Source organism: Cytobacillus oceanisediminis (assembly GCF_007830235.1).
Classification (GTDB): domain Bacteria; phylum Bacillota; class Bacilli; order Bacillales; family Cytobacillaceae; genus Cytobacillus; species Cytobacillus oceanisediminis.
In genome coordinates, this window is sequence record NZ_VLKI01000017.1 from 14,567 (window position 1) to 36,216 (window position 21,650).

At 40.2% G+C, this 21,650-nt stretch carries 21 protein-coding genes and 1 pseudogene; 4 read left to right on the forward strand and 18 right to left on the reverse strand.

Annotated features, from left to right (window positions below):
- Window positions 1-33: 33 nt before the first annotated feature.
- The 3 genes from IQ19_RS20785 to IQ19_RS20795 all read right to left on the reverse strand — a co-directional run bounded on the left by IQ19_RS20785 (window position 34) and on the right by IQ19_RS20795 (window position 3,203).
- Complete coding sequence (locus tag IQ19_RS20785; protein ID WP_338422694.1) at window positions 34-732, reverse strand: FadR/GntR family transcriptional regulator; 699 nt, start codon at window positions 730-732, stop codon at window positions 34-36.
- Between the two features lie 505 nt (window positions 733-1,237).
- Window positions 1,238-2,506, reverse strand: coding sequence for a C40 family peptidase (locus IQ19_RS20790; RefSeq protein WP_144544695.1), 1,269 nt, complete (start codon window positions 2,504-2,506; stop codon window positions 1,238-1,240).
- A gap of 337 nt (window positions 2,507-2,843) precedes the next feature.
- Complete coding sequence (locus IQ19_RS20795) at window positions 2,844-3,203, reverse strand: Na-translocating system protein MpsC family protein (protein ID WP_110065270.1); 360 nt, start codon at window positions 3,201-3,203, stop codon at window positions 2,844-2,846.
- A gap of 236 nt (window positions 3,204-3,439) precedes the next feature.
- On the opposite strand from IQ19_RS20795, the gene fdhD reads away from it, so the two are divergent.
- The 3 genes from fdhD to IQ19_RS20810 all read left to right on the forward strand — a co-directional run bounded on the left by fdhD (window position 3,440) and on the right by IQ19_RS20810 (window position 5,489).
- On the forward strand, window positions 3,440-4,243 hold the full coding sequence (gene fdhD, locus IQ19_RS20800) for a formate dehydrogenase accessory sulfurtransferase FdhD (protein WP_144544697.1): 804 nt from the start codon (window positions 3,440-3,442) through the stop codon (window positions 4,241-4,243).
- Window positions 4,244-4,599: 356 nt separating this feature from the next.
- Window positions 4,600-5,025 carry a CBS domain-containing protein gene (locus IQ19_RS20805; RefSeq protein WP_144544699.1) on the forward strand — a complete coding sequence of 142 codons (426 nt, stop codon included), beginning with the start codon at window positions 4,600-4,602 and terminating at the stop codon, window positions 5,023-5,025.
- 125 nt (window positions 5,026-5,150) lie between these two features.
- Window positions 5,151-5,489, forward strand: a complete 339-nt coding sequence (locus IQ19_RS20810; RefSeq protein ID WP_242021080.1) for a hypothetical protein — start codon at window positions 5,151-5,153, stop codon at window positions 5,487-5,489.
- A gap of 46 nt (window positions 5,490-5,535) precedes the next feature.
- On the opposite strand, the gene IQ19_RS20815 is transcribed toward IQ19_RS20810, so the two are convergent.
- The 5 genes from IQ19_RS20815 to fdhF all read right to left on the reverse strand — a co-directional run bounded on the left by IQ19_RS20815 (window position 5,536) and on the right by fdhF (window position 11,914).
- Entirely contained in the window at window positions 5,536-6,663 is a 1,128-nt protein-coding gene (locus IQ19_RS20815; RefSeq protein WP_144544701.1) for an NADH-dependent flavin oxidoreductase, read from the reverse strand.
- Between the two features lie 211 nt (window positions 6,664-6,874).
- Window positions 6,875-7,195 (reverse strand): 8-amino-7-oxononanoate synthase, encoded by a 321-nt coding sequence (locus IQ19_RS20820; protein ID WP_144544703.1) that lies wholly within the window; start codon window positions 7,193-7,195, stop codon window positions 6,875-6,877.
- Between the two features lie 13 nt (window positions 7,196-7,208).
- On the reverse strand, window positions 7,209-8,114 hold the full coding sequence (locus IQ19_RS20825; protein ID WP_144544705.1) for an HD domain-containing phosphohydrolase: 906 nt from the start codon (window positions 8,112-8,114) through the stop codon (window positions 7,209-7,211).
- 271 nt (window positions 8,115-8,385) lie between these two features.
- Window positions 8,386-8,952, reverse strand: coding sequence for a helical membrane plugin domain-containing protein (locus tag IQ19_RS20830; protein ID WP_144544707.1), 567 nt, complete (start codon window positions 8,950-8,952; stop codon window positions 8,386-8,388).
- Window positions 8,945-11,914 (reverse strand): formate dehydrogenase subunit alpha, encoded by a 2,970-nt coding sequence (gene fdhF, locus IQ19_RS20835; protein ID WP_144544709.1) that lies wholly within the window; start codon window positions 11,912-11,914, stop codon window positions 8,945-8,947. The genes IQ19_RS20830 and fdhF overlap by 8 nt, the downstream gene beginning before the upstream one ends.
- Before the next feature lie 189 nt (window positions 11,915-12,103).
- On the opposite strand from fdhF, the gene IQ19_RS20840 reads away from it, so the two are divergent.
- Window positions 12,104-12,445, forward strand: coding sequence for a cupin domain-containing protein (locus tag IQ19_RS20840; RefSeq protein WP_144544711.1), 342 nt, complete (start codon window positions 12,104-12,106; stop codon window positions 12,443-12,445).
- Here IQ19_RS20840 and IQ19_RS29040 read toward each other — a convergent pair.
- The 10 genes and pseudogenes from IQ19_RS29040 to IQ19_RS20880 all read right to left on the reverse strand — a co-directional run bounded on the left by IQ19_RS29040 (window position 12,442) and on the right by IQ19_RS20880 (window position 21,555).
- Window positions 12,442-12,567, reverse strand: coding sequence for a hypothetical protein (locus IQ19_RS29040; RefSeq protein ID WP_277875355.1), 126 nt, complete (start codon window positions 12,565-12,567; stop codon window positions 12,442-12,444). The genes IQ19_RS20840 and IQ19_RS29040 overlap by 4 nt on opposite strands.
- Window positions 12,568-12,622: 55 nt before the next feature.
- The gene (locus IQ19_RS20845) at window positions 12,623-13,981 is read right to left on the reverse strand and encodes an LVIVD repeat-containing protein (RefSeq protein WP_144544713.1); all 1,359 of its coding nucleotides are present in this window, start codon (window positions 13,979-13,981) and stop codon (window positions 12,623-12,625) included.
- Between the two features lie 522 nt (window positions 13,982-14,503).
- Window positions 14,504-15,176: pseudogene (locus IQ19_RS20850) on the reverse strand (GNAT family N-acetyltransferase).
- A gap of 20 nt (window positions 15,177-15,196) precedes the next feature.
- On the reverse strand, window positions 15,197-15,865 hold the full coding sequence (locus IQ19_RS20855) for a GNAT family N-acetyltransferase (RefSeq protein WP_144544715.1): 669 nt from the start codon (window positions 15,863-15,865) through the stop codon (window positions 15,197-15,199).
- 3 nt (window positions 15,866-15,868) lie between these two features.
- Window positions 15,869-16,744 carry a carbon-nitrogen hydrolase family protein gene (locus IQ19_RS20860; protein ID WP_144544717.1) on the reverse strand — a complete coding sequence of 292 codons (876 nt, stop codon included), beginning with the start codon at window positions 16,742-16,744 and terminating at the stop codon, window positions 15,869-15,871.
- A gap of 127 nt (window positions 16,745-16,871) precedes the next feature.
- Complete coding sequence (locus tag IQ19_RS20865) at window positions 16,872-17,213, reverse strand: nuclear transport factor 2 family protein (protein WP_144544719.1); 342 nt, start codon at window positions 17,211-17,213, stop codon at window positions 16,872-16,874.
- Window positions 17,214-17,569: 356 nt separating this feature from the next.
- Window positions 17,570-18,070, reverse strand: coding sequence for a hypothetical protein (locus IQ19_RS20870; RefSeq protein WP_144544721.1), 501 nt, complete (start codon window positions 18,068-18,070; stop codon window positions 17,570-17,572).
- A 168-nt stretch (window positions 18,071-18,238) separates the two neighbouring features.
- Window positions 18,239-18,382 carry a hypothetical protein gene (locus IQ19_RS27840; RefSeq protein WP_158638871.1) on the reverse strand — a complete coding sequence of 48 codons (144 nt, stop codon included), beginning with the start codon at window positions 18,380-18,382 and terminating at the stop codon, window positions 18,239-18,241.
- Window positions 18,383-18,763: 381 nt separating this feature from the next.
- Window positions 18,764-20,140 carry an N-acetylglucosamine-specific PTS transporter subunit IIBC gene (gene nagE, locus IQ19_RS20875; protein ID WP_144544723.1) on the reverse strand — a complete coding sequence of 459 codons (1,377 nt, stop codon included), beginning with the start codon at window positions 20,138-20,140 and terminating at the stop codon, window positions 18,764-18,766.
- 155 nt (window positions 20,141-20,295) lie between these two features.
- Window positions 20,296-21,555, reverse strand: a complete 1,260-nt coding sequence (locus IQ19_RS20880) for an exo-beta-N-acetylmuramidase NamZ family protein (protein ID WP_144544725.1) — start codon at window positions 21,553-21,555, stop codon at window positions 20,296-20,298.
- Window positions 21,556-21,650 lie beyond the last annotated feature (95 nt).

The following is a 21,650-nucleotide window of genomic DNA, read 5'->3' on the forward strand; positions in this document are numbered from 1 at the left end:
AACAACGTTTCTTATGAATTTCAAAAAAATACATTATTGTTCCTGAAGAATACTCATTTGCAAAAGCTGCTCCACCAGTTCTAAATGTTCAATCATGTTTTTATGCGCCTGCACAGGCTGTTGATTTTTAATAGATAAAAAGATTCCGAGATGCTGCTGCTCGATTTTTTTAGCCGTTTTAGACTGTGTTTGAATGTGCTGGTGGAAATCCATCATCGACTTTTTCATTGTTTCCGAAATAAATTGTACAAACTGGATGAGGATATCATTTCCTGCTGCATGGGCAATGGCCATGTGAAATTGGTAATCCTCCTCCCATCCATGGAGGGCTGTATCTGAAATCAACTCAGTCATTTTGATTAGATCCTCTTCCGAGCGATTTCTCGCCGCCATTTCTGCAAGACCGGCTTCTACCATTTTTCTGGCCTGAAACAATTCCTGAATGTCTTTAATGCCAGGAAGCAAGTGGTGGCTGTTAAATAATTTCGAGGAATCAAACTTGCAAATATAAGTTCCTTCTCCCTGCTTAACCTGAACAATCCCTTTCCCCTGCAACGATGTTAAAGCATCCCTGACAGCGGAGCGCCCAACACCGAATAATTCGCATAATTCCCTGACTGATGGGAGCTTCTCACCTGGCTGAAAAGAACCCTTCGCAATCATCTCTTCGATTTGTTCTGTAACCAAATCTGAAATCTTCCTGTTAGAAATTTTTTTTACATTCACGCTCATGCCTCCTTCCATTTCAGACATCACATATCTGATAAGTTAATTGTTATTTATTATTAAAGCATGACAAATTATATTAATCAATAAAATATTTAGAATTTATTTAAGATTATAAGTATTTTATATCTTCTTTCTTATTTTTCATATTTAACTAGTAGGATGAAGGGCTTACATTATTATATTGCAGCCTTTCCCACGAGAATTACTTTTTTTAAAATGAGCTTTGTTAAACTTGGCTTTTGATTTCCTCTCCAGGCGCTCGTTTATCTTTTAGCGGTCAGGGATCCTCCTCGGCGCCTGCGGGGTCTCCCTTTGATCCGCACTCTCGCAGTACTTTGAATAAACATCGTTGAAAACACACCGTAAGAAGGAAATACGAATGCATTTTCGAGGATCTCGCGCCTTCCGCTCCAATCATCAAAGTGGAAAAATCAACATTGAGCTTTAACACAGCCAAAATAAAAAAACCTGACCAGCCATGCTTCGCATGGTGATCAGGTTCGCCCTATTATTCTATGACGCGCACTACGCGGCCATTAAATACATTCTTCCAGTAGCCGCTAGACATATTGGCAATCGCGACTCCTGTTGAGCTTTGGGAACCGATGAATTTTCCGCCGCCAAGATAAATGCCCACATGGCCATCTTTTTTATATGTATCAAAGAAAACAAGGTCTCCCGGCTTCATTTCGCTTGTAGAAACTTGACGCCCCGCATATTTCAAAGAATCTGTGCTGGCCCCTACCTTTATTCCTGCTTGAGTAAAAGACCAATGAACAAATCCGGAGCAATCAAATCTTCCGTTTGCAATATCATAGGCATTTCTGCCACCGCCAAACACATAAACAGAGTTGCCAATATATTTGTAGCCGGCAGTTGTGACTATATTAACAGCACTGCTTCCATTTACTGTTTGCTTAGGTGCAGAACTGCTGGAGCTGCCTGACTTCTTCCCGCTTACAGATGTTGTAGCTGCCCCTGCAGATGATTCTACTGAAGTTGAAGCCGCAGTTTGAGCAGCTATACTATGCTCAATTTCAGCAAGCAATGACGCGTATTTGCTATCTTCACTTTGAAGCTTCGTCTTCTTTTCAGCAATACCACTCTCTTTTTCTTTCAGCTGCTGAATTAGTGAATTATTTTGCTGTTTTTGTTCAGCCATATTAGCCTGCATGCCTTCAAGCTCGGTCATCATGCTGGTCAATTTGGACAAATCTGCTTCTACTGCAGCCTTTTTCTCTTCAAGCTCTCTTTTATCCTTTTCTTGTTCGACCATTAATTGTTTGTCTGCCTGAACAAATGTCGTAACTGCACCAACACGGTCAACAAAATCACTGAAGCTTGACGCGCCAAGCAGAACATCCAGATAAGCTACTGTTCCGCCGCTTTCCTGGAACGACTGGGCTCTCTGTTTTAAAACTGTGCTTCTCTTTTCAATTCTTTCTTCAATGATCCCCATTTCCGCTTGTAATTTATTTAACTCGGATTGAATGCTTGTAATATTACTTTGTGTTTCTTCTATTAATTTATTATTATCTTCAATTGCTTTTTCTACTCTTTGAATCTTTATATTAAGTTCGGCAATTTCCTTTAATACTGAAACCAGTTCCTGATCAGCATTGGCAAGGTTTGCTTTTATGTCTGATCGCTGCTGCTGGATTTCACTTTTTTGATTATGTAATTTATTAATAGATTCAGCATTTACGCCCGGAATGGAAAAAGCACTTCCAAGCCCTAGCATAATTGTAGTATTTAAAATGAGCAGCTTTTTTTTCAAGATTACTACCTGCTTTCTGATATGTACCGGGCCAATAACCCCGCCAGCATATGAAATATACAAAACTTTTGAACTATGTATTTTAAAATTAAGCGATTACAATAAACTCATTAGTAAATTTGTCTTTCTATGGAGGATTATACCACCGTTATTTGACAGGCTTGTAATATTAATATTACAAAAATATTTCATTCATGACATTAAACCCCTTTTTTCGCCAATTTGGTATGACATTTTTCCTGTTTTTTCTTCATTTAATAACAAAAGGCCGAAACCCGAGTTGAGAGCCTCGAGATTTCAGCCTTTTATTATCATGCTCTTAATATAGAAGGAACTGTTAACTCCTAAATTTGCTTTGGATGTCCTGATCGAAAACAAATACTGACATCCCAAAATCACGTTCAATATCTATGTCAACAAACAGGTCGATAAGCTTCGCCTGCAAAAATTCTTCCATTTCTGCTGGACGATTCTTCTTATACATTTCTTTTACCATTTCTGTTCGGGCTGCACGGAGCATTTGTTTTCCTTCATCTGCACTGGCAATAAATTTTTCTACAGGAGACAGGTTCCCTTCCATCTCACAAATAGCCCAATTTTTACAGAAAGTTGTTCTGACTTGGCTTGGCCCTTTACCCATGTGCTTTTTCCTGAAGGAGCGTACTAAATTACTAAATTCAGCTTCATACTTATTCATCTTTCCAACCCTCAAATACCCATTTATTGTCCCTAATTACTATCTATTTAATAAGATTAAACTAGGATTAGCTGTAATAAGTTAAGCAATTATCGCTATAATTGTCAAACAAAAAAACAGGTGCCAGGTACCTATTCCAATAGGTTAACAGGTATAGATGCATATTAATTTCTTGCCTAATTGAGAATTTGTGCTAATATTTTTGTTAGTTAAACAGAATTTAGGAGGCGGCTTACATGGACAGCCAAATCAGCAACAGCAGTAAAATTGTTAAATTTCAGGATGGGGTTCTGCAGGAAACACATGATGAAATTGTTACAGAGCATCCATTAACCATTCACCTGAATGGCGAGGAGTTCGCCACAATGGTTTGCAGCCCAGACAACATCAAGGAGCTGACAATTGGCTTTCTGGCTTCAGAGGGTTTTATCCGTAAAATAGACGAAATTAAAAATATACAAATAGACGAAAGCAAAGGCTATGCATACGTAGATTTACATGTTAAGACTGTCACTGCAAGCCATGAGTTCCATTCTAAAAGATTTATCGGTTCATGCTGCGGAAAAAGCAGGCAATTTTATTTCCATAATGATGCACGTACGGCTAAAACCTCCACTTCCAACATGACTTTGACCCCCCTTCAGTGTATATCTTTTATGAGAGAGCTTCAGGAAGGCAGTGTTACTTTCCAAGAAACCGGAGGGGTACATAATGCCGCATTATTCTCTGCTGATGAGTTAATTGTAAGCAGAACCGATATCGGACGCCATAACGCATTAGATAAAATCCTTGGCTACTGTATTGAAAACCGTATTCCTGTCAGGGACAAAATTATCGCATTTAGCGGAAGAATTTCATCTGAAGTTTTATTAAAAGCTGCAAAAATTGGGGTTGGCATCATCCTTTCAAAATCTGCCCCTACCAATCTTGCTATTAAGCTAGCAGATGATTTGAATATTACCGCAGTTGGTTTTATTCGCGGAAACACCTTCAATATTTATTCACACCCGGAAAGAATTATTTCGGAGCATAAAAGTTAATTTATCCTGAACACAAAAATATATAAGAATAACAAAAGTAAGAATCCGGTTTGGGTTCTTTTTTTTAGGCTCTGTTTAGTTGATTTCCACTCCAGGCGCTCAGCGAACCGAGGACGGTCCGACGCTCCTCGGCGCCTTCCTGCATGCAGGGCCTCCCTTCGGCACGCTTTTCCCGCCGGAGTCTCGCTCCTTCCGTTCAAATTAACATGGTACCAATTACAACTTGCTTTAAGAGGCCTTTTAAGAATCTTTCCTTTATCAATTTCTGGTTATTTTTCACATCACGTTTCGCACACGCTGCTACAGGGAAATCAATTAATATCAGGATAACAAATTCTTGTAAGGAGGCAATACCAATGAAAATCACTGAAATGATGACAACGGAGGTAGAAAGCTGTTCACCAAATGCTACCCTTATGGAAGTTGCAGCAAAAATGAAGGAGTTGGATGTTGGTGTAATGCCTATTACACAAGAAGATGAATTAGTCGGCTTGGCAACTGACAGAGATCTTGTATTAAAAGGCCTTGCTGAAGAATTGCCGATCGATGCACCGGTGTCCCAGGTAATGACCGGCGATCCGGTTAGAGGGACAGTAACCATGACACCTGAAGAAGCGGCGGATATTATGGCAGATGTACAAATTCGCCGCCTTCCAATTGTAGATGACGGCAAGCTTGTGGGAATCGTGTCTTTAGGTGACCTAGCCGTCCATAACAGGACAGAATCTGATGCAGGAGAAGCTCTGGAAGAAATTTCCTATCCTTCTGAACCAAATAAATAATAAACCATGATGGATCTCTTTTTAGGGATCCATTTCTTTTTCATTCTTACTTCTAAAACTTTCTTATTTCAACTCACTTTTTTGCATATAGGTGAATACCCTATTTATGCAAAGGAGGAATGTCTATGTATTACTTTAACGCGCATGGGAATCTGCCAGTTTCATGGAGCCGTGAAGATCAGAACTTCAGGGACGCCAAGAGCCAATGCCAAAAATACATGAATTACCATGTAATCGCTCAAATGAAAGATGGTTCTCAAGTTGAAGGCATCATAGAGGATATGGATGATGAAGGCGTAACAATGATGGTACCTGAAGATGTGGAAGAAAATGACTCAAGAACATATGGCTATGGCGGATATGGCGGCTACGGAAGAAGGAGATTCCGCCGCTATCGAAGACGTCGCTTTCCATTCTTCGTTTTCGCTTTCCCATTCATTGTTCCATATCCTTTTTACTATTAAGCAACAGGAAAAACCAAGGAGCTTTTGTATGCTCCTTGGTTTTTTGCTATTCAACTCCAGGGAACCAGCCAGGTGTATTAATAATTGCCTGCCATAGCGGATCCGGAACAACCAAACGATCCTGGGCATTTTTATCAAGCTTTGTTTCAATTTCTTCTTCGCGCCCGCTTAGAATCTTTTCCACCCAATCCGGATCGATTATAAGCTGCCGACCTAATGCAATTAAAGGAACACCGCTCTTTTCCAATGCATGAAGGGCTTCGTCGGCACCATATAGAGAGCCCACCCCAATAACTGGTATACGATGTCCAACACGCTCCTGAATAATTTCTATGCGGGAACGTTTATCCTTCACTCCTCTTCTTGGTTCAGACCAGAAGTCCTGCAGGGAAACATGGAGATAATCTAGCCCCGTCTCCGACAAAACATCAATTAAGGCTAATGTATCAGCCATTGTAATGCCTGGTGTTTCCGGCTCTTCAGGTGAAAAACGGTAGCCTACCAGAAAAGGCTCCTTTGCATGTTCAGAAACTGTTTTCTTTACCTCTTCAATAACCGCCAATGGGAATGCCATTCTTTTCTCAAGACTGCCTCCCCATTGATCTTCACGCCGGTTAGAGTGCGGGGAGAAGAATTGCTGAATTAAATAGCCATTTGCTCCATGAATTTCAACTCCGTCATACCCTGCCTCTATAGCACGCCGGGTTGCCTCACCAAATGCTTTAATTATTTCTTCTGTTTCCTGTCCGCTAAGTGCCCTTGGTTCCTTGGCACCGCTGCGTTCAGACGCAACAGCACTTGCGGAAACAATGTCACCATCCGGCACCAGCTCAGGAGGACATTCTCTTCCCCCATGAAAAATTTGCAGAACAGCTTTGGCACCTTGCTCTTTTATCGCAGAAGCAAGCCTTTTTAAACTCGGAACCATTTCATCCGAATGTCCTGCAAACTCCCCATGAAATCCTTTTCCGTTAGCTGTTACATAAGTGCACGCGGTGATTACCATACTAACGCCTTTCGCGCGTCGGGCATAATACTCAACTTCTGCATCAGATACAGTCCCATCCTCGTTTGATGAAAAATTAGTCATTGGTGCCATTACGACACGATTTTTAAGCGATATGCCATTCGAAAAAGTAAAGTCTTCAAAAAGCGGTTGAAATTTTGGATTCATTGCTGTCTTCCCTCTCTGTAATAAATTTATATATTTCCTACCAGGTCATAAAAATCAGGTTTTATTATTCTTAAAACCTGCCACTTTTATGTAATACCTCTTTTTTAGGTTATTCAAAACGGTTGTTTATAGAAAATTCCATTATATAAACAATACAAATAAAAAGAGCCTAATTATGAGCAGTCATAAACTCACATCAGACTCTTATTTCCTAAAATAAAGGGTGCGGAGGATCAATTCCTAAGACCGTTTCCCCATTTACAGTTAACCAAATATAGTAATGATCAATTTCAGCTTTAAGAATTTTTTCTATTTTAGCGATTAAGGCTTCCTGCATTTCAAAAGATAACCTTGCTGTTTCTTCTCCTAATTCATAATCCTGTAGACCCATTAAATCTGCAATATACCTTGCTTCTTCATAAGAAACTTCAATATATTTATCATATTCGGATAGGTAAGCTGCTTCAGAAGACTTTACATTAAAAACTAGTAAAAGCATTAAGGTCAATAACGATATAGATATCTTTTTCATAATATTTCTCTCCTTAGATTTTTATTAATTCTTCTTTTAATTCTAAAAATGCATCTAAGATGTCCGGATTGTACATTTTTCCTCGGCATCGAATTAATTCTTCAAAAGCTTCCTTTGTTGTTCTTCCTTTTCTATATACTCTATCTGTTGTCATAGCATCAAATGAATCTACTATTGATATTATTGCAGCTTCAATTTCGATTTCCTCACCTTTTAATCCCTGCGGATACCCCTTACCGTCATATCTTTCATGATGCTGCTCTACAATTTTTGCTGCTTCAATTAATGTAGGAAGACCAGTATTTTCTAAGATTTCTCTACCATATCTAGAGTGCTCTTTCATTATCTCCCATTCCTCAGAGGTGAGTTTATCTGGTTTTTGAAGTATTTCCAAAGGGATTTTTACTTTACCGATATCATGAAGGAAGGAAGCAAGGCTTAAACGGAAAAGTTGGCTTGTATTAAGACCTAGTTTTTCTCCTAAAATCATAGAAATCTTACTAATTCTCGAACAATGATCAACTGTGTAGCCATCTTTTTCTTCAATAGATATAGCCAAATCCTCAAGTTCTTTTGAAATCGTACTATAATGATGAAACACTGGTTGAGATGAAACATAAATAAATTCTGTTAACTGATCCGCATAAAAAACATAATGTTCTTTTACTGGAGATTTATAAAAAACATCTCCTATTTTTAGAGAATTAATTTGGTTATTTTTTTTATATTTTAATTCACCTGAAAGGATATGAAAAAACTCCAGAACGCCAGATCCATTTGCAGGCTCTAACCCCCATCTAGTCCCAGGATCCAACTTATGATATATAACCTCTGTTCCGTCTCCGGAAGCGATTAAGGAGATTTGCAATCCCTTCATGTGGACTGTTTCAATGAAACTATCTTCATTTATGATGCCCACTTAATTCCCCTCTTTCTAAAACTTTCTCTTTTGATGCTGTATGTATAAGTTTCTATAGTATGAATCTTTTAATACTTTATGTAAGAAATCTCTGCCTATAATGACATTCTAGTACATGATTTTCCATATTTCCACAAAAATTTTACTAGATGCTTGATTTTCATGATAATGTTTCCAATTAGCATGTCTTTTTACCTATAATTCTTGCAAATAAAGTATTTTTATAACTTTAAAAACCAGAGACCGTTTTGGTCTCTGGTTTAAGTATAAATTATTCTCTTTTATTAGGTGCCACATCTCTTTCGTGGTTCTCTTTTTTATGAAGATTCTGGTCTTCGGGAAGCTGTGTCGTTCTTTCCATTCCGCTTGTATCCTCTCCCATTCCTTTTAGGAAGGTAATCAGCAGTGTGACAGCTCTGTTCACTTCAGGGTCTTTTAATACCTTTACTAAATCAAAATAGCTCGTTCTTTCATCTGTTTCTTTGTATTCCGCAACACGTGCTATACCCGAATTTAATTTAAGCAGCAATGGCTCCAGCTGCTGGACATTGATCGTACCTAGTGTTCCAACCATTAGAAGCAGGTTTTTAATCGTGTTTGTGGCTTCTGGTTTATCTACCGCTTTTACAAGCACGTTCAATACTTTGTCTCCCTGTCCAAACAAGCCGTTTAATAGGGAAAGAACACCCCTATCATGCATATGGTTAACAACTGAAAGGAGTTCGAGAATGGATTCCTTATTATCAATAAGGGCATTTTCGACTTCTTCCAAGTCCTTTTTGCGTTTGTCCTCCGGACTTAATTCGAAACGCTTTATATTATTAATCGCTTTAGCCATGCTGCTTCCGCTCCTTTTTCACCATATCTCCAGGGAAAATATAATCCTTCCGTGCCCACTTTTTCTGAACATTGACACCGATCTGCGGCTGGGGATTTCCATAGCGGTGATTTATTTTTGGAAGTGGATTGATTCCTTCTTCACTTAGAATTTCAAGCTTTGCCCTTGTTTCCTTGTATGCAGGCGTATCCGTATCTTTATCGGCATAGCTGCTTGTCAATAGGTTGATTGCTGCTTCTCCTCTATCATTCATCGGCAGATAGACCTCTTTGCCTTTAACCCTGTCGGTTATATGACATTTTACTTTAACATTCCCGTATGGAGAGGTTAAACGAACCAGTGTCCCATCTTTCAGGCCCCGTTCGGCAGCAAGGTCAGGTGAGACTTCCAAGAAGACTTCCGGTGTTTTTGAGCTGATTCCCTTTGATTTATATGTCATATTCCCTTCATGGAAATGCTCGAGCAGGCGGCCATTATTGACATGAATATCATATTCAATCGGGAACTCAAGAGTAGGTGTCCAATCGACAGGGTAAAGCCTTGCTTTGCCATCCGGGAATGGAAAGCCTTCTGTATACAAGAGCGGACTGTCTGTTCCGTCCTCCATAACTGGCCATTGCAGACTCTTGTATCCTTCCAATCTCTCATATGTTACACCTGAGTATATCGGCATGAGCATAGCTGCTTCAGCCATTATTTCGCCTGGATGAGTGTATGCCCATCCCGCTCCAAGACGATTGGCAATCTCTATGATTATCTGCCAGTCCGGCTTGGAATCTCCAAGCGGTTCAAATGCCTGGTATAATCGCTGAATTCTTCTTTCTGTATTTGTGAATGTTCCCTCTTTCTCAAGGCTTGGACTTGCAGGAAGAACAACATCCGCAAATTCAGCAGTACGGGAAAGGAAAATGTCTTGGACTACAAAGAAATCCAGTTTTTCAAAAGCAGCTTGAACATAGTTGATATTGGAATCAACAAGGCCCATGTCCTCGCCCTTTAAATACATTGCTTTCAACTGGCCTTCATGGATACCCTCTACCATCTCGTGGTTGTTCATTCCAACCTGTTCTGGCAGCTTCACTCCCCATGCATTCTCAAACTTCTTTCTCACTTCAGGGTCTGTAACCTTTTGATATCCCGGCAAGTTATCCGGGCTGCTTCCAAAGTCTCCTGCACCTTGGACATTATTATGGCCCCTTAAAGGATAGGCGCCTGCACCAGGTTTAGCGTAATTTCCTGTTACGAGAAGCAGGTTGGAAATGGCGGTACTAGTATCACTTCCGCCAAGGTGCTGAGTAACCCCCATTGCCCATAATGCGCAAACTGAATTTGCTTCATGGATCATTTCTGCTATTTTAATTAAATTCCCCTTAGAAATGCCTGTTGTTTTTTCTGCGTATTCAATCGTATATTTTTCAAGATTTTGTACAAATTCCTCTAATCCATTTACTTTTTCTTTTAAAAATTTCTCATCTGCCCATCCCTGGTCGATAATATATTTTGTAACCGCAGATAGCCAAACCATATCGGTACCTGCACGAGGACGAACGAAAAGATCAGAACGCTCGGCCATTTCATGTTCCCTCAAATCAGCAACGATGACCTTTTGGCCGTTTAGCTTTTGGGAACGTTTCACTCTGGTTGATAATACAGGATGCGATTCAGACGTATTGGAACCGATAATAAGCACCAATTCAGAGTTCTTGATATCTTCGATAGAACCGGCATCTCCCCCATGCCCCACTGTCCGGAATAATCCAACAGTCGCAGGTGTCTGGCAATACCTTGAGCAGTTATCAACATTATTTGTTCCTATTACAGCCCTTCCAAGCTTCTGCATTAAGTATGATTCTTCATTTGTACATTTTGATGATGTAATGAAACTGAGGGCATCAGGTCCGTTCTGCTCTTTGATTTCGGTGAACTTCCGTACGATCAGATCCAATGCTTCCTCCCATTCAGCTTCCCGGAATAAATCTCCCTCCCGGATTAATGGCTTCGTTAAGCGTTCCTCACTGTTAACAAAGTCCCAGCCAAATTTCCCTTTCACACATGTGGAGATTCCATTTGCAGGCGCTTCTGCCTGAGGTTCAACCTTCAGGATTTCCCGGCCCTTTGTCCACACGTCAAAGCTGCAGCCAACTCCACAGTACGTGCAGACAGTCTTTGTTTTTTTGATTTTTTCCTCACGCATTGCTGCTTCCATATCAGATATTGTCAGGATTGATCCATAGCCAGTCTCGACATTTTTGGTGATTTCAATCATTGGGCGCAGCGTATTTTTAGCGATGCCTGTTAAAAAGCCAGCTTCCCCTTCCATTCCTTTTTCCATCATGGCATTACATGGGCAAACGGTGGAGCAATGTCCACAAGAAACACAAGAGGATTCATTGATTGGCACATCATTATCCCAAATGACTCTTGGACGCTGGCGTTCCCAGTCGATCGTAAGCGTTTCTGTAACCTGGACATCCTGGCAGGCCTCTACACACCGGCCGCAGAGAATGCACTGGTCAGGGTCATATCGGTAAAACGGGTGTGAATCATCTTTTTCATAGGGTTTTTGATCGAATGGGATGCTTTGATGGTTAATTTTCATAGCTTTAACGGTGTTATGTACTTCGCATCCCCCATTGTTGTAATCACAGACTGTACAATACAGTTCATGATTATAAAGGATTTTATCCATGGCGATGGTCTGGGCTTCTTTTACATTAGGATCTATTGTATCAATGACATCCCCATCTTTAATTTTTGTAGAACAAGAACGCACCAGTTCTCCATTAATAGAAACAATACATGTATCACACGTTTCGATGGCACCCAGGCTCGGGTGGTAGCATACCTGCGGAATTTCAATCGAACTATTATTTAATAATTGCAAAACGGTTTGATCCGGATTTGCCTTCATTTCTACTCCATTTATTTTTATATTCAGAGAATCTGGCAAGTCAATCAACATCCTTTCAAAAAATCGGTTTCATAAGTTTTCACTACCCTTGTATAAAAAAGTTAAACGCTTAGTAAATCTTATTGGCTAATATGAATGGGCATTCTCATAAAAAGCGAAGTAAGTGATATAAATCAATACCTTGTTCAATGAAATTCATTATCATTAAGGTGTAAATAAAAACTTTTGGAGGTTATTAATATGGAAAAGCAGTCAATTGTATCAGCAATGGAATACAGTGATAAACAGTTTACAAAACGGATTCTTTTCAAAAAGGGAGAGAGTACAGTATTTATCCTTAACTTTATGCCTGGACAGGAGCTTCCTGCCCATAAACATCAGGGTACTGAAGTATACTTATTGGTTCTTCAAGGGAACGGAACACTTACTATAAACGGGGAGCCAACTGAAGTGTCTGAAAAAGCTGTGATTCATGCCGGCGGAGAAGAAGAGTTTTCTTTTAAAAACAGCGGAAACGATCGCGTTAGCCTTTATGTTATGCTGAACAAAATACTAGATGAAAGATATGCCCAGGATATTTAACCAATAAGAAAAACGGCTGTAACATCAGCCGTTTTTCTATCAGCACTCATATTCAGCCAGCTATCTCCGACTTGCGTCTCTCCTGCATTTTTCTGAAGATGCCTGTTAACATGAATGCCCAAACTAATCCCCAAAAAAAACAGGAGCCTATAAAGAAGCTCCTGCCATTTAATCTTATTATTGGCTGCCGTTCTTTTGCAAAACTTTTAACCCTGTACCCATATCGGATGCCAGCACATAATTGCGGTCTACAAATACGCCCCAAATGTTTGATCTGCTTGGAATATAAACCCCAATTTCTTCTGGATTAGATGGATCAGTGATATCAACTGTTCTAACCCCGCCGGAATAATGGGATAAATAAAGGGTATTCCCCTGCACCTTTGGATCATGGACAGTAGCCCCGCCTGGAATCGTTTCTGTAAAATCCGTTCTAAAGGTGCTTAATAGCTTCGGATTTGTTTTATCTTTAATGTCATAAATCATCGTATAGCCATAAGCTGATTCAAAGCCCTCTCTAACCGGACCGAATACCTCCCTTGTCTCAACTAGTACAGTACCGCCTTTAGCTAAATCCATGGAATGCGCTGCACCTTGTACATCATTGGCAAAGTCCGTTCTGCCAAGATAGACCGGATTCTTGGCATCACTGATATCTAGCATAATGGTTCCTAAATCCCAATAAGAGAGGAAAGCTGTTTTTCCAGTTCCATCCGTTTTGACACTATGAGCAAATGCCGTTCGCTTAATCCCTTCTTCGTCAGTCCAATTATAGCCATCGTAGTTATCGTCACTGACTTCGGGAATATAGTCGCGTGGATTAAATTCATAAATGGTTTCCGGACTTGATGGTTTGGAAACGTCAACAATCGTAACATCCATTTTTTCGCCATGCGAGTAGTAGTCAGCATAGCAATTAGCAGTCAGAACATAAACATTATCTCCTTGTACCGTTAAATACAGCTCATGAGTACCTCTCGCACCTGAAGCATCTTCCCAGAATCCAAGCTTCTTCGGCTCACGAGGGTTGGTCACATCATATAAGACAAAACCGCCTTTCGAGTTAGGATTAAAACGGTCCAGCTTCTGGACACTGACAGCTGCTAAGTCCCCTTTGAAATGCTTAGTATTAACTGTTTTTACAATTACCTTCTCCTGCCAGGTACCTGGAATATCAGCAAATGCAGCTACTTCTACAGGATTTGAAGGGTCCTTCATATCAAAAACACGAACTCCTCCTCCTCCTCCATTTGCTGAGTGTGTACCTAAATATGCATAACCTTTATGGGCATAAACATCACCCGTAGAGTTTTTTACACCTTCACGGATTTCCTTTAGCGGTACAGCAGCCACCTCCTGAAGGTTGCCAGTATTCTTGCTGCCTTCAAGCAAAGGAACTGCCAATTCCACACCAGCAAGGCTATCGCCTTTTTCAGCCCCTCCGCCTAGTTCATCATGGGCAAAAACCGAGGCTCCTCCTGCCGAAAATACCAATGCTCCTGCCAGTGCAGTATTCATTAAAATTTTCTTTTTCAACTGTATTCCTCCCTTAATGGAATTTGATAACCACTTATGTAGTCATTCATGATCTATTTCTAAGACATAAAAAGTTAAGTGTCCCGAAATAGTGTAGTTTTAATATTAATGAAAATTCAGAATTTTTAACATCCGCTAGATTTCCTAATGTTTCTACATAAATAGACAAGCTTGTTCCTTTCTTTTTCACTAGAAAAATTTAGGGAATATGAGATTTACACTACCTTGAAATGGTTTATCGTTATATCTTTTGACCCTTATAAAAATAAAAAGCACCTCCCGTAGGGAAGATGCCATAATATATTTATCTTCTGCTTTTCAGCTTTCTTTTTACCGCTGGAACTACATACCTTTTCACTAATGTTACGCCATTCTTTAATATAAAGGCTTTGATAATTCTTTTCACAACCATCTCTTATCCCTCTCTTTCATTCGTACAGCAGTTTGTATCCTTTACCTTTCCCTTGCGTCGGCTAAACATTGCAAAAAAATAGCCCTTGAATATAAGGGCTTGTGATCCGATTATAAAGGCAAAAGAACAATATTTTCTTTTCTTTCTAATTGCTCGATCATCGAATACCATTCCTGCGGTTTAGTTGAAAGTACGGAATAGTATTTAGTTAGGAATTTGATTACTAAATCCGAAGGGATTTCACATACATTTTCATCTGAAGGCATAAAGCAGAAATCAAGTCCTTTTACCGCTTCACCATCATTTTTCCATGATGGATGAACATATGGAAAATCAAGCTTTTTATAGCCCAGATGTGACAAAACTTCGCGGCGGACAAACGGATTCATTGGCTTTGCGCCGCCAAATTCATGATGATCCAGCTGATATGGATCGTAAATCTCCGCAAACATTCCAAATAGCTGTTTTCCATTCTGGTGGGCAAGCTTCTCTAAATCCCTTGAGCGGTTTTGTGCCAGAAAGCGGCCAAGGCTTAATCCCGGACGTCCAATAATAGTAAAATCTGTCATCGCAATATTCCAATCAGGGTAGTATCTGTACTCTGTTGCTCCAACTACTTCGCCCTGGTGCACAGCAACGAATACACCGAATGCCTGGATCCTCCAGCGGCTCTTTCCATAATTCAAACTCAAGCACTTCTTCAGGAGGAAAGATTTCCTTCATTAGCTCATGCATCTTTACAAAAAGAGGGTCTTCAATACTCGTAATTCTGATAAAATCCATGGTTCTTTTCTCCTCTGCACTCACTGCTTAAATGGATTTTTCCATTCCATTAAGACGCCGTAGTTAAGTGACTCCTTATCTTCTAAATAATTTTCCACAATGGCCATTGGCGTTCTGCCGCATCTTAACAAAAAAGTGATTACTGGATCTTTCTTCTCCCCGGCAATCAGCTTTTGCAAATATTCTTCGGCAGACATTACCTCCGCTGCTTTATGGTACCCCGGCATCCTGCCGCCTCCAAGAAGCCTATCCAGCCCAAGCTGAATGACAACCTGATACATAGCCTGCATCATTAGTTTGCCTAGTCCGAGCTTACGGAACTTCGGGCGTACGCTGATATCAACAATATATAAAGTATTCCCTTCCGGATTGTGATTGCGGATATACCCATTATCGGTTATTTCCTCCCATGAATGGTTCGGATGCAAAGGATCAAAGTCAACAATCAGACCTGTCAACGATCCAGCTAATTCACCATCCACATCAATACAAAGTGCACCTTCAGGGAATAGCTCAGTATGATTCGTCAATTGTTCCTTATTCCACCAAAGTTCAGATGGAAAAGGCGGCGGAAAGCATTCAGACTGAATCCCAATCAACTCGTCAAAGTCCGCCTTTGTATAATTCCGAATTGTAACAGGCACCGGCTTTTCAGCATCAAAAACATAGAAATCGCTTTTGTATGTCATTGCTTATCCTTCAATATTTTCTTTTTCCCAGTCTATATACAAATCAGTTCTGCGGTCACGCCAGGTCGTTACAGATCCGCGCTCACGCACCTCGTATAAAAGGCTTAAATCCAGGTCAGCTGTCACTATCATATCGTCATTCAGCTCACCTTCCACCATAATCCCTTTAGGCGGGAACGGGATATCATTTGGTGTAATGACTGCAGCCTGGCCGAAATTGGCGCGCATGAAGTCAACAGTAGGCAGGGATCCGATTGTACCTGTCAAAACTACGTATACCTGGTTTTCAATAGCACGCGCGTGACTTGTATAACGGACTCGATGGAATCCATGCCGGTCATCCGTACAAGAAGGACAAAAAATAACGTCCGCCCCCTTTGCCTTAGCCATACGGACGATTTCTGGAAACTCAATGTCGTAGCAAGTCAGGACAGCAATTCTGCCTTTTTCCGTATCAAATACTTGAAGCCCTTCACCAGGAGACATATTCCATTCATGAACCTCTGTTGGCGTAATATGCAGTTTAGCCTGCTCTTCAATTCGTCCGTCCGGATAAAATAAATGGGCGACATTATATAAGCGGCCCTCTCTATTAATCACGTGAGTGCCGCCGATGATATGCATATTTGTATCTTTAGCAAAATTGGAGAAAAGTGATCGGTATTGATCTGTAAAACCAGGCAATTCGTTAATTGTCAGGGTTGTTCCCTGCTCGCTGCCGATTGACAACAGCTGTGTTGTAAAAAATTCCGGAAACAAAACAAACTCCGCCCCGAACTCCTGGGCTGTTTTAATATAATGCTCACACTGTTTTGCAAAGTCTTCGAATGAACGAATGGTGTGCAGATGATACTGCACAGCGGAAACACGAATTTTCAATGTACTCCCCCTCATCAGCAAAATTTATAGATGAGTATCACTCTATCTTTAAAAGATTATCAATGATTTTTATTAATTTAACAATACCTTTTTTATAGTTGCTCGAAATTTTTTAATTCACAGTATTTTATTTTACAAACCAGACTTTTTGGATTTTATTATCCAAGATCTCATACATGGCTACTGCTTTTATAACCTGCCCGTTTGATCTTCCTGTAACATATTCATGGTCAATAACAATGTTGCCTTTTACCATTCTGGAAAGCAGCTCAGCATGCTGGTTTGGATTATTTTTGAACAGCAGGCTGTATCTTTCTCTCAATTTATCTTTCCCTGAGTATACTACCTCGTCGCCCGGAAAATGCCTAACGACAACATCCTCACTGTATACTTCTAAAAACTCCTCAATATTCTGCTGGTTATAGGCATCCAGCTGATGCTGTGCCAATAATGCTGCTTTTTCTTCCATATGGCTCACCGTCCTTCAGTAGATTAAATACTATTTTAAAGACTTGCTGTGAGATGGTCCAGTTTTAATAAGTGCAGCTTAACCATTATTAACTCAAAATATCTACCAGGTAATTTTCTTTAAAAAGGAATAAAATCTGAAATCTGCCACCCTGAGGAGCGAGTACTTTGCTTATTCTGAAGACAAGACATTGACACTTAGCCTTTTAGTATGTTTGTGTTACCAACCTAATGTTTTTCTCCTTCTTACGAAAAGGGACACCCTTGCATTAAGCTTGCCTATGCAGCTGGCTTCACGGTGGCCCATTCCAGGCACACAGAAAAAAGCATTACTTGTAAAGCAATGCTTAAGATAAGCTATTTTAATAGCTTGCTTAATCCAGATAGCAATTCGACACTTTTTTTAAGATCTTGGTTAGCAGCATTGATAACTTTGAGAAACAGATTTAGCAGGGAGGCATTTTGTTTCTTAAGTTCAGCAACCTCTTTTTGTGTTTTTTTGAGTTCAGCCTTTATTTCTTCTATTTCTATATTTAATAATACAAGAGCCTCATCTTCAATGCCATTGCGATCCTCAGATGCTTTTTTTGTTCCTGCTTCTGTTCCTTCTTTCATCGTTTCCTTTACAGCAGTTCCTTCACTTCTCTCAGGTTTTTTTCCGATTTCATTAACCATTGCCATTAAGGAATCATCTTTAATAAGTTTATTTGCCATTTTGAAAATAGATCCGATATCGATATTTTTTTCGTCTTTGAGTAAGTTTGATGCCAGACTTTGGATAGCCTCTGCTTTTTCCTGTTTTATTTTATTTGTTGGTTTTTCAGATGAATTTTTTTGTTCCTGGTTATTTTTTTCCACATTCAGCCCGCCTTTTATAGTTTCTGCTAACTATTTTATGTTGTTTCGGCCTGATTGAAATGGATAAACATCCAGTACAGTATGATTTGGAGGATTGCCTAATAGGAAAAAAACCTGGAAAAGTACCAGGGTTTTTCCTATTAAGCATTATTCGAGTCATTTTTCTTTCTAAGCATCGCTTGGAGTGCCGCATTCCAAAAGCTCACAGATCGCATCCCTGATTGCACCTGCTGCTGAAGGTGCAAGAATGCTTGCCAAAAGCAAGATAACCACTAACAATAAAACTATCACAATCGTTAAAGGTTCTACCATGTTGATATCCCCCCTTTTTAAGTTCAATTAATAAGGGTACCCTTACAAATTTATGTTATGTTTAAAAATGGGACATGCATATGCGAACATCATTTACTATGAAAAAAAGGCGCTTGTTCACTGGACTTTTGCCCAGTTTTCGTGTTGAATACTGCCTGCTATAGACCAATTTTTGAACTAAGAGAATAGAATAAAAGAATTGAGGAATAGATTTGAAAAAACCGGGAATGAAATTGAAGTTCTAGTGGTAAGAACTAGAACAATAGGGGAATAGACTGCCAAAAAAACTTTTTAACTATTAAATGGTGATACATAAGAGATTAGGCACTAAACAAAAAACTGGCTTCCAAAGGCATTTACCTAAAGAGCCAGCTTCCTTTTTTATTTCTTTTTCAATTCATTGGATAGGAACTCCACGTCAGTTCCCACGATTATTTGAAGATCTGTTTTACTTAGTTTTATTACACCTTTCGAGCCAAGCTGTTTTAACCGTGCTTCATTTACCAGCGACATATCTTTAACTTTTAATCGCAGGCGGGTTACGCAGTTATCAATTTCAACCAGATTTTCTTTTCCCCCCAAAGCAGCGAGGTATCCATTGGCCGCTTCCGTGTAGTTCCCTTTGACAGTGAAATTCTCTTCAAATTCACCTTCAACCTCACCTTCACGTCCTGGCGTTTTCAAGTCTAATTTTTTGATCAGGAAATAGAATATAACAAAATATAAAAGCGCATAGATAAGGCCTATTCCTGCCAGCAGTACTGGTTTCTGTGCAATTCCGAAGTTCAGGAAATAATCAATCGCTCCTGCAGAAAAACCAAAGCCGTGATGGATGTCCAGAACATAGGCGATGGACATTGCCAAGCCTGTAAGTATCGCATGAATGAAATATAATACAGGAGATAAGAACATAAATAAGAATTCAATCGGCTCTGTAATACCTGTCAAGAAGGATGTAAAAGCAAGACCGGCAAGCGCCCCGGCCATTGCCTTTCTTCGCTCCTTTTTAGCTGCGGCAATCATCGCAAACGATGCTCCAGGCAATCCGAACATCATGATTGGGAAGAATCCAGCCATGAAAATTCCGGCGGATGGATCTTTTGCGAGGAAACGCCATAGATCACCTTTAATGACATCACCAGCTGCATTTGTATATTCGCCAAACTCAAACCATACGAGTGTATTTAAAATATGATGAAGGCCAATCGGAATTAATAGACGGTTCAAGAATCCAAAGACACCTACACCCGCAGCACCGGCCCCAATAATCCAATCACCGACACTGTTGATGCCTGCCTGGACCGGAGGCCATACATAGCCGAACAGGAACGCAATAACCAGCATAACAAGTGATGTTACAATAGGGACAAACCGCTTTCCTCCGAAGAACCCCAGCCAATCCGGCAGTTTAATATCATGATATTTATTGTATAATAGCCCTGCAATAATACCGGAAATGATACCGCCAAATACGCCCATATTAATCGTTTCATTTATGGCAGCGGCACCTTCCGTTAAAACAAAATAGCCAACCGCTCCGGCAAGCGCTGCTGCTCCATTGCTATCCTTCGAGAAACCAATTGCAATACCAATTGCAAACAACAGGGCCAAATGACCAAAAACTGCATTACCAGCTGCAGAGATAAATGGAATCCCCAAAAGGTCATCCTGCCCCAACCTCAGCAAAAGCGCAGCCGCCGGCATAATCGCAATCGGAAGCATCAAAGACTTACCAATCTTCTGCAAAAACCCCAACATCCCAAACACCTCTTTCTTTCTCGATTTAATAATAATTATGAACAGGCTTTCCTTTTTAGTACCAGGCACAACCTGAATTTTGTCGAAAAATTTTAGTAAAGGGTAAAAGAACTTGGGGGCGATTGCCACCAAGTTCTTTTTTTTGGATTGCTAGTTTAGTAGAGCAGATATTGCTCGCGTGTTTGATTAAATTGATCCAGTTCTTCCTGCCATTGTGCAGAGATTTTTTCTACTGATTTTCCTTCTTCTATCGCTTCACGGACCCAGCCGTTGCCCATCAGGTTATCAAAGAATGAAATGCCTGCACTGTTTTCTGCACGGAATTGGAAGTCTTCCGGATACATATCATGGATCGCTTTTACGATGTAAAGGCCCGTTTCTACAGGCTTAAAGGAATTACGATTTGTAATATGAATCTGGATACCATGAGAAAGCTTTCCAGAGTGCTTTGAAAAGAACGGTGTAAATGAAGCAGCCCTAAATGTTACACCTGGCAATTTAAGGCTGTTCAAGTGTGCTGACAAGTCATCTGCATTAATAAATGGAGCACCGATTAATTCAAAAGGCTTAGTCGTTCCACGTCCTTCAGATACATTCGTTCCTTCAATTAAGGCCGCACCCGGATAAACCAAAGCCGTTTCTAACGTTGGCATATTGGGAGAAGGCATTACAAATGGAAGATTGGTGTCATCGTAATACATATTACGCTTCCAGCCATTCATTTCTACAACAGTCAAATCGGCCCCAATTCCGAATTCTTCATTAAATAACTTCGCAAGTTCACCGACAGTCATACCATGGCGAAGCGGAATCGCATAATTACCTACGAATGAAGAATATTTCATATCAAGAACAGGTCCTTCAACCTTTGCTCCGCCTTGAGGATTTGGGCGGTCCAGCACGATGAATGGAATATTATTTTCCTTGGCAGCTTCCATGGCATAAGCCATTGTGTAAATATATGTGTAAAAACGCGTTCCTACATCCTGGATATCAAATAGAAGGACATCGACATTTTCAAGCATTTCTGGTGTTGGCTTCTTAGTTTGTCCATATAAGCTGTAAACAGGCAGGCCTGTTTTTTCATCGATATAGTATTCAACATACTCCCCTGCCTGAGCGCTTCCACGGACTCCATGCTCTGGTCCATATAAAGCAGTCAATTCCACCTCAGGATCCTTGTGCAAAAGATCCACAATGCTGTTTATCTCCTGATCAACGCCAGTTGGATTCGTAATCAGCCCGACCCTTTTCCCTTTAATCAGATGCTTTTGCTCATTTAAAAGCACTTCCACACCCAGTTCGAACTTTTTGTCCTTGCCATTTGCTTTGCCATTTCCATTGTCTGCGAGCACAACGGATAAAGAAGAGAGTACTAGAATCATTGTCAAAAAAGACATAAACCATTTTTTCATTAGATTTCCCTCCCTGTTTGGAAACGATGCCGGACAAAGACCAGAATAGCCTGTCCGCACCGTTTCGTTGAAAAATCACCCAAAATTCGTTGATG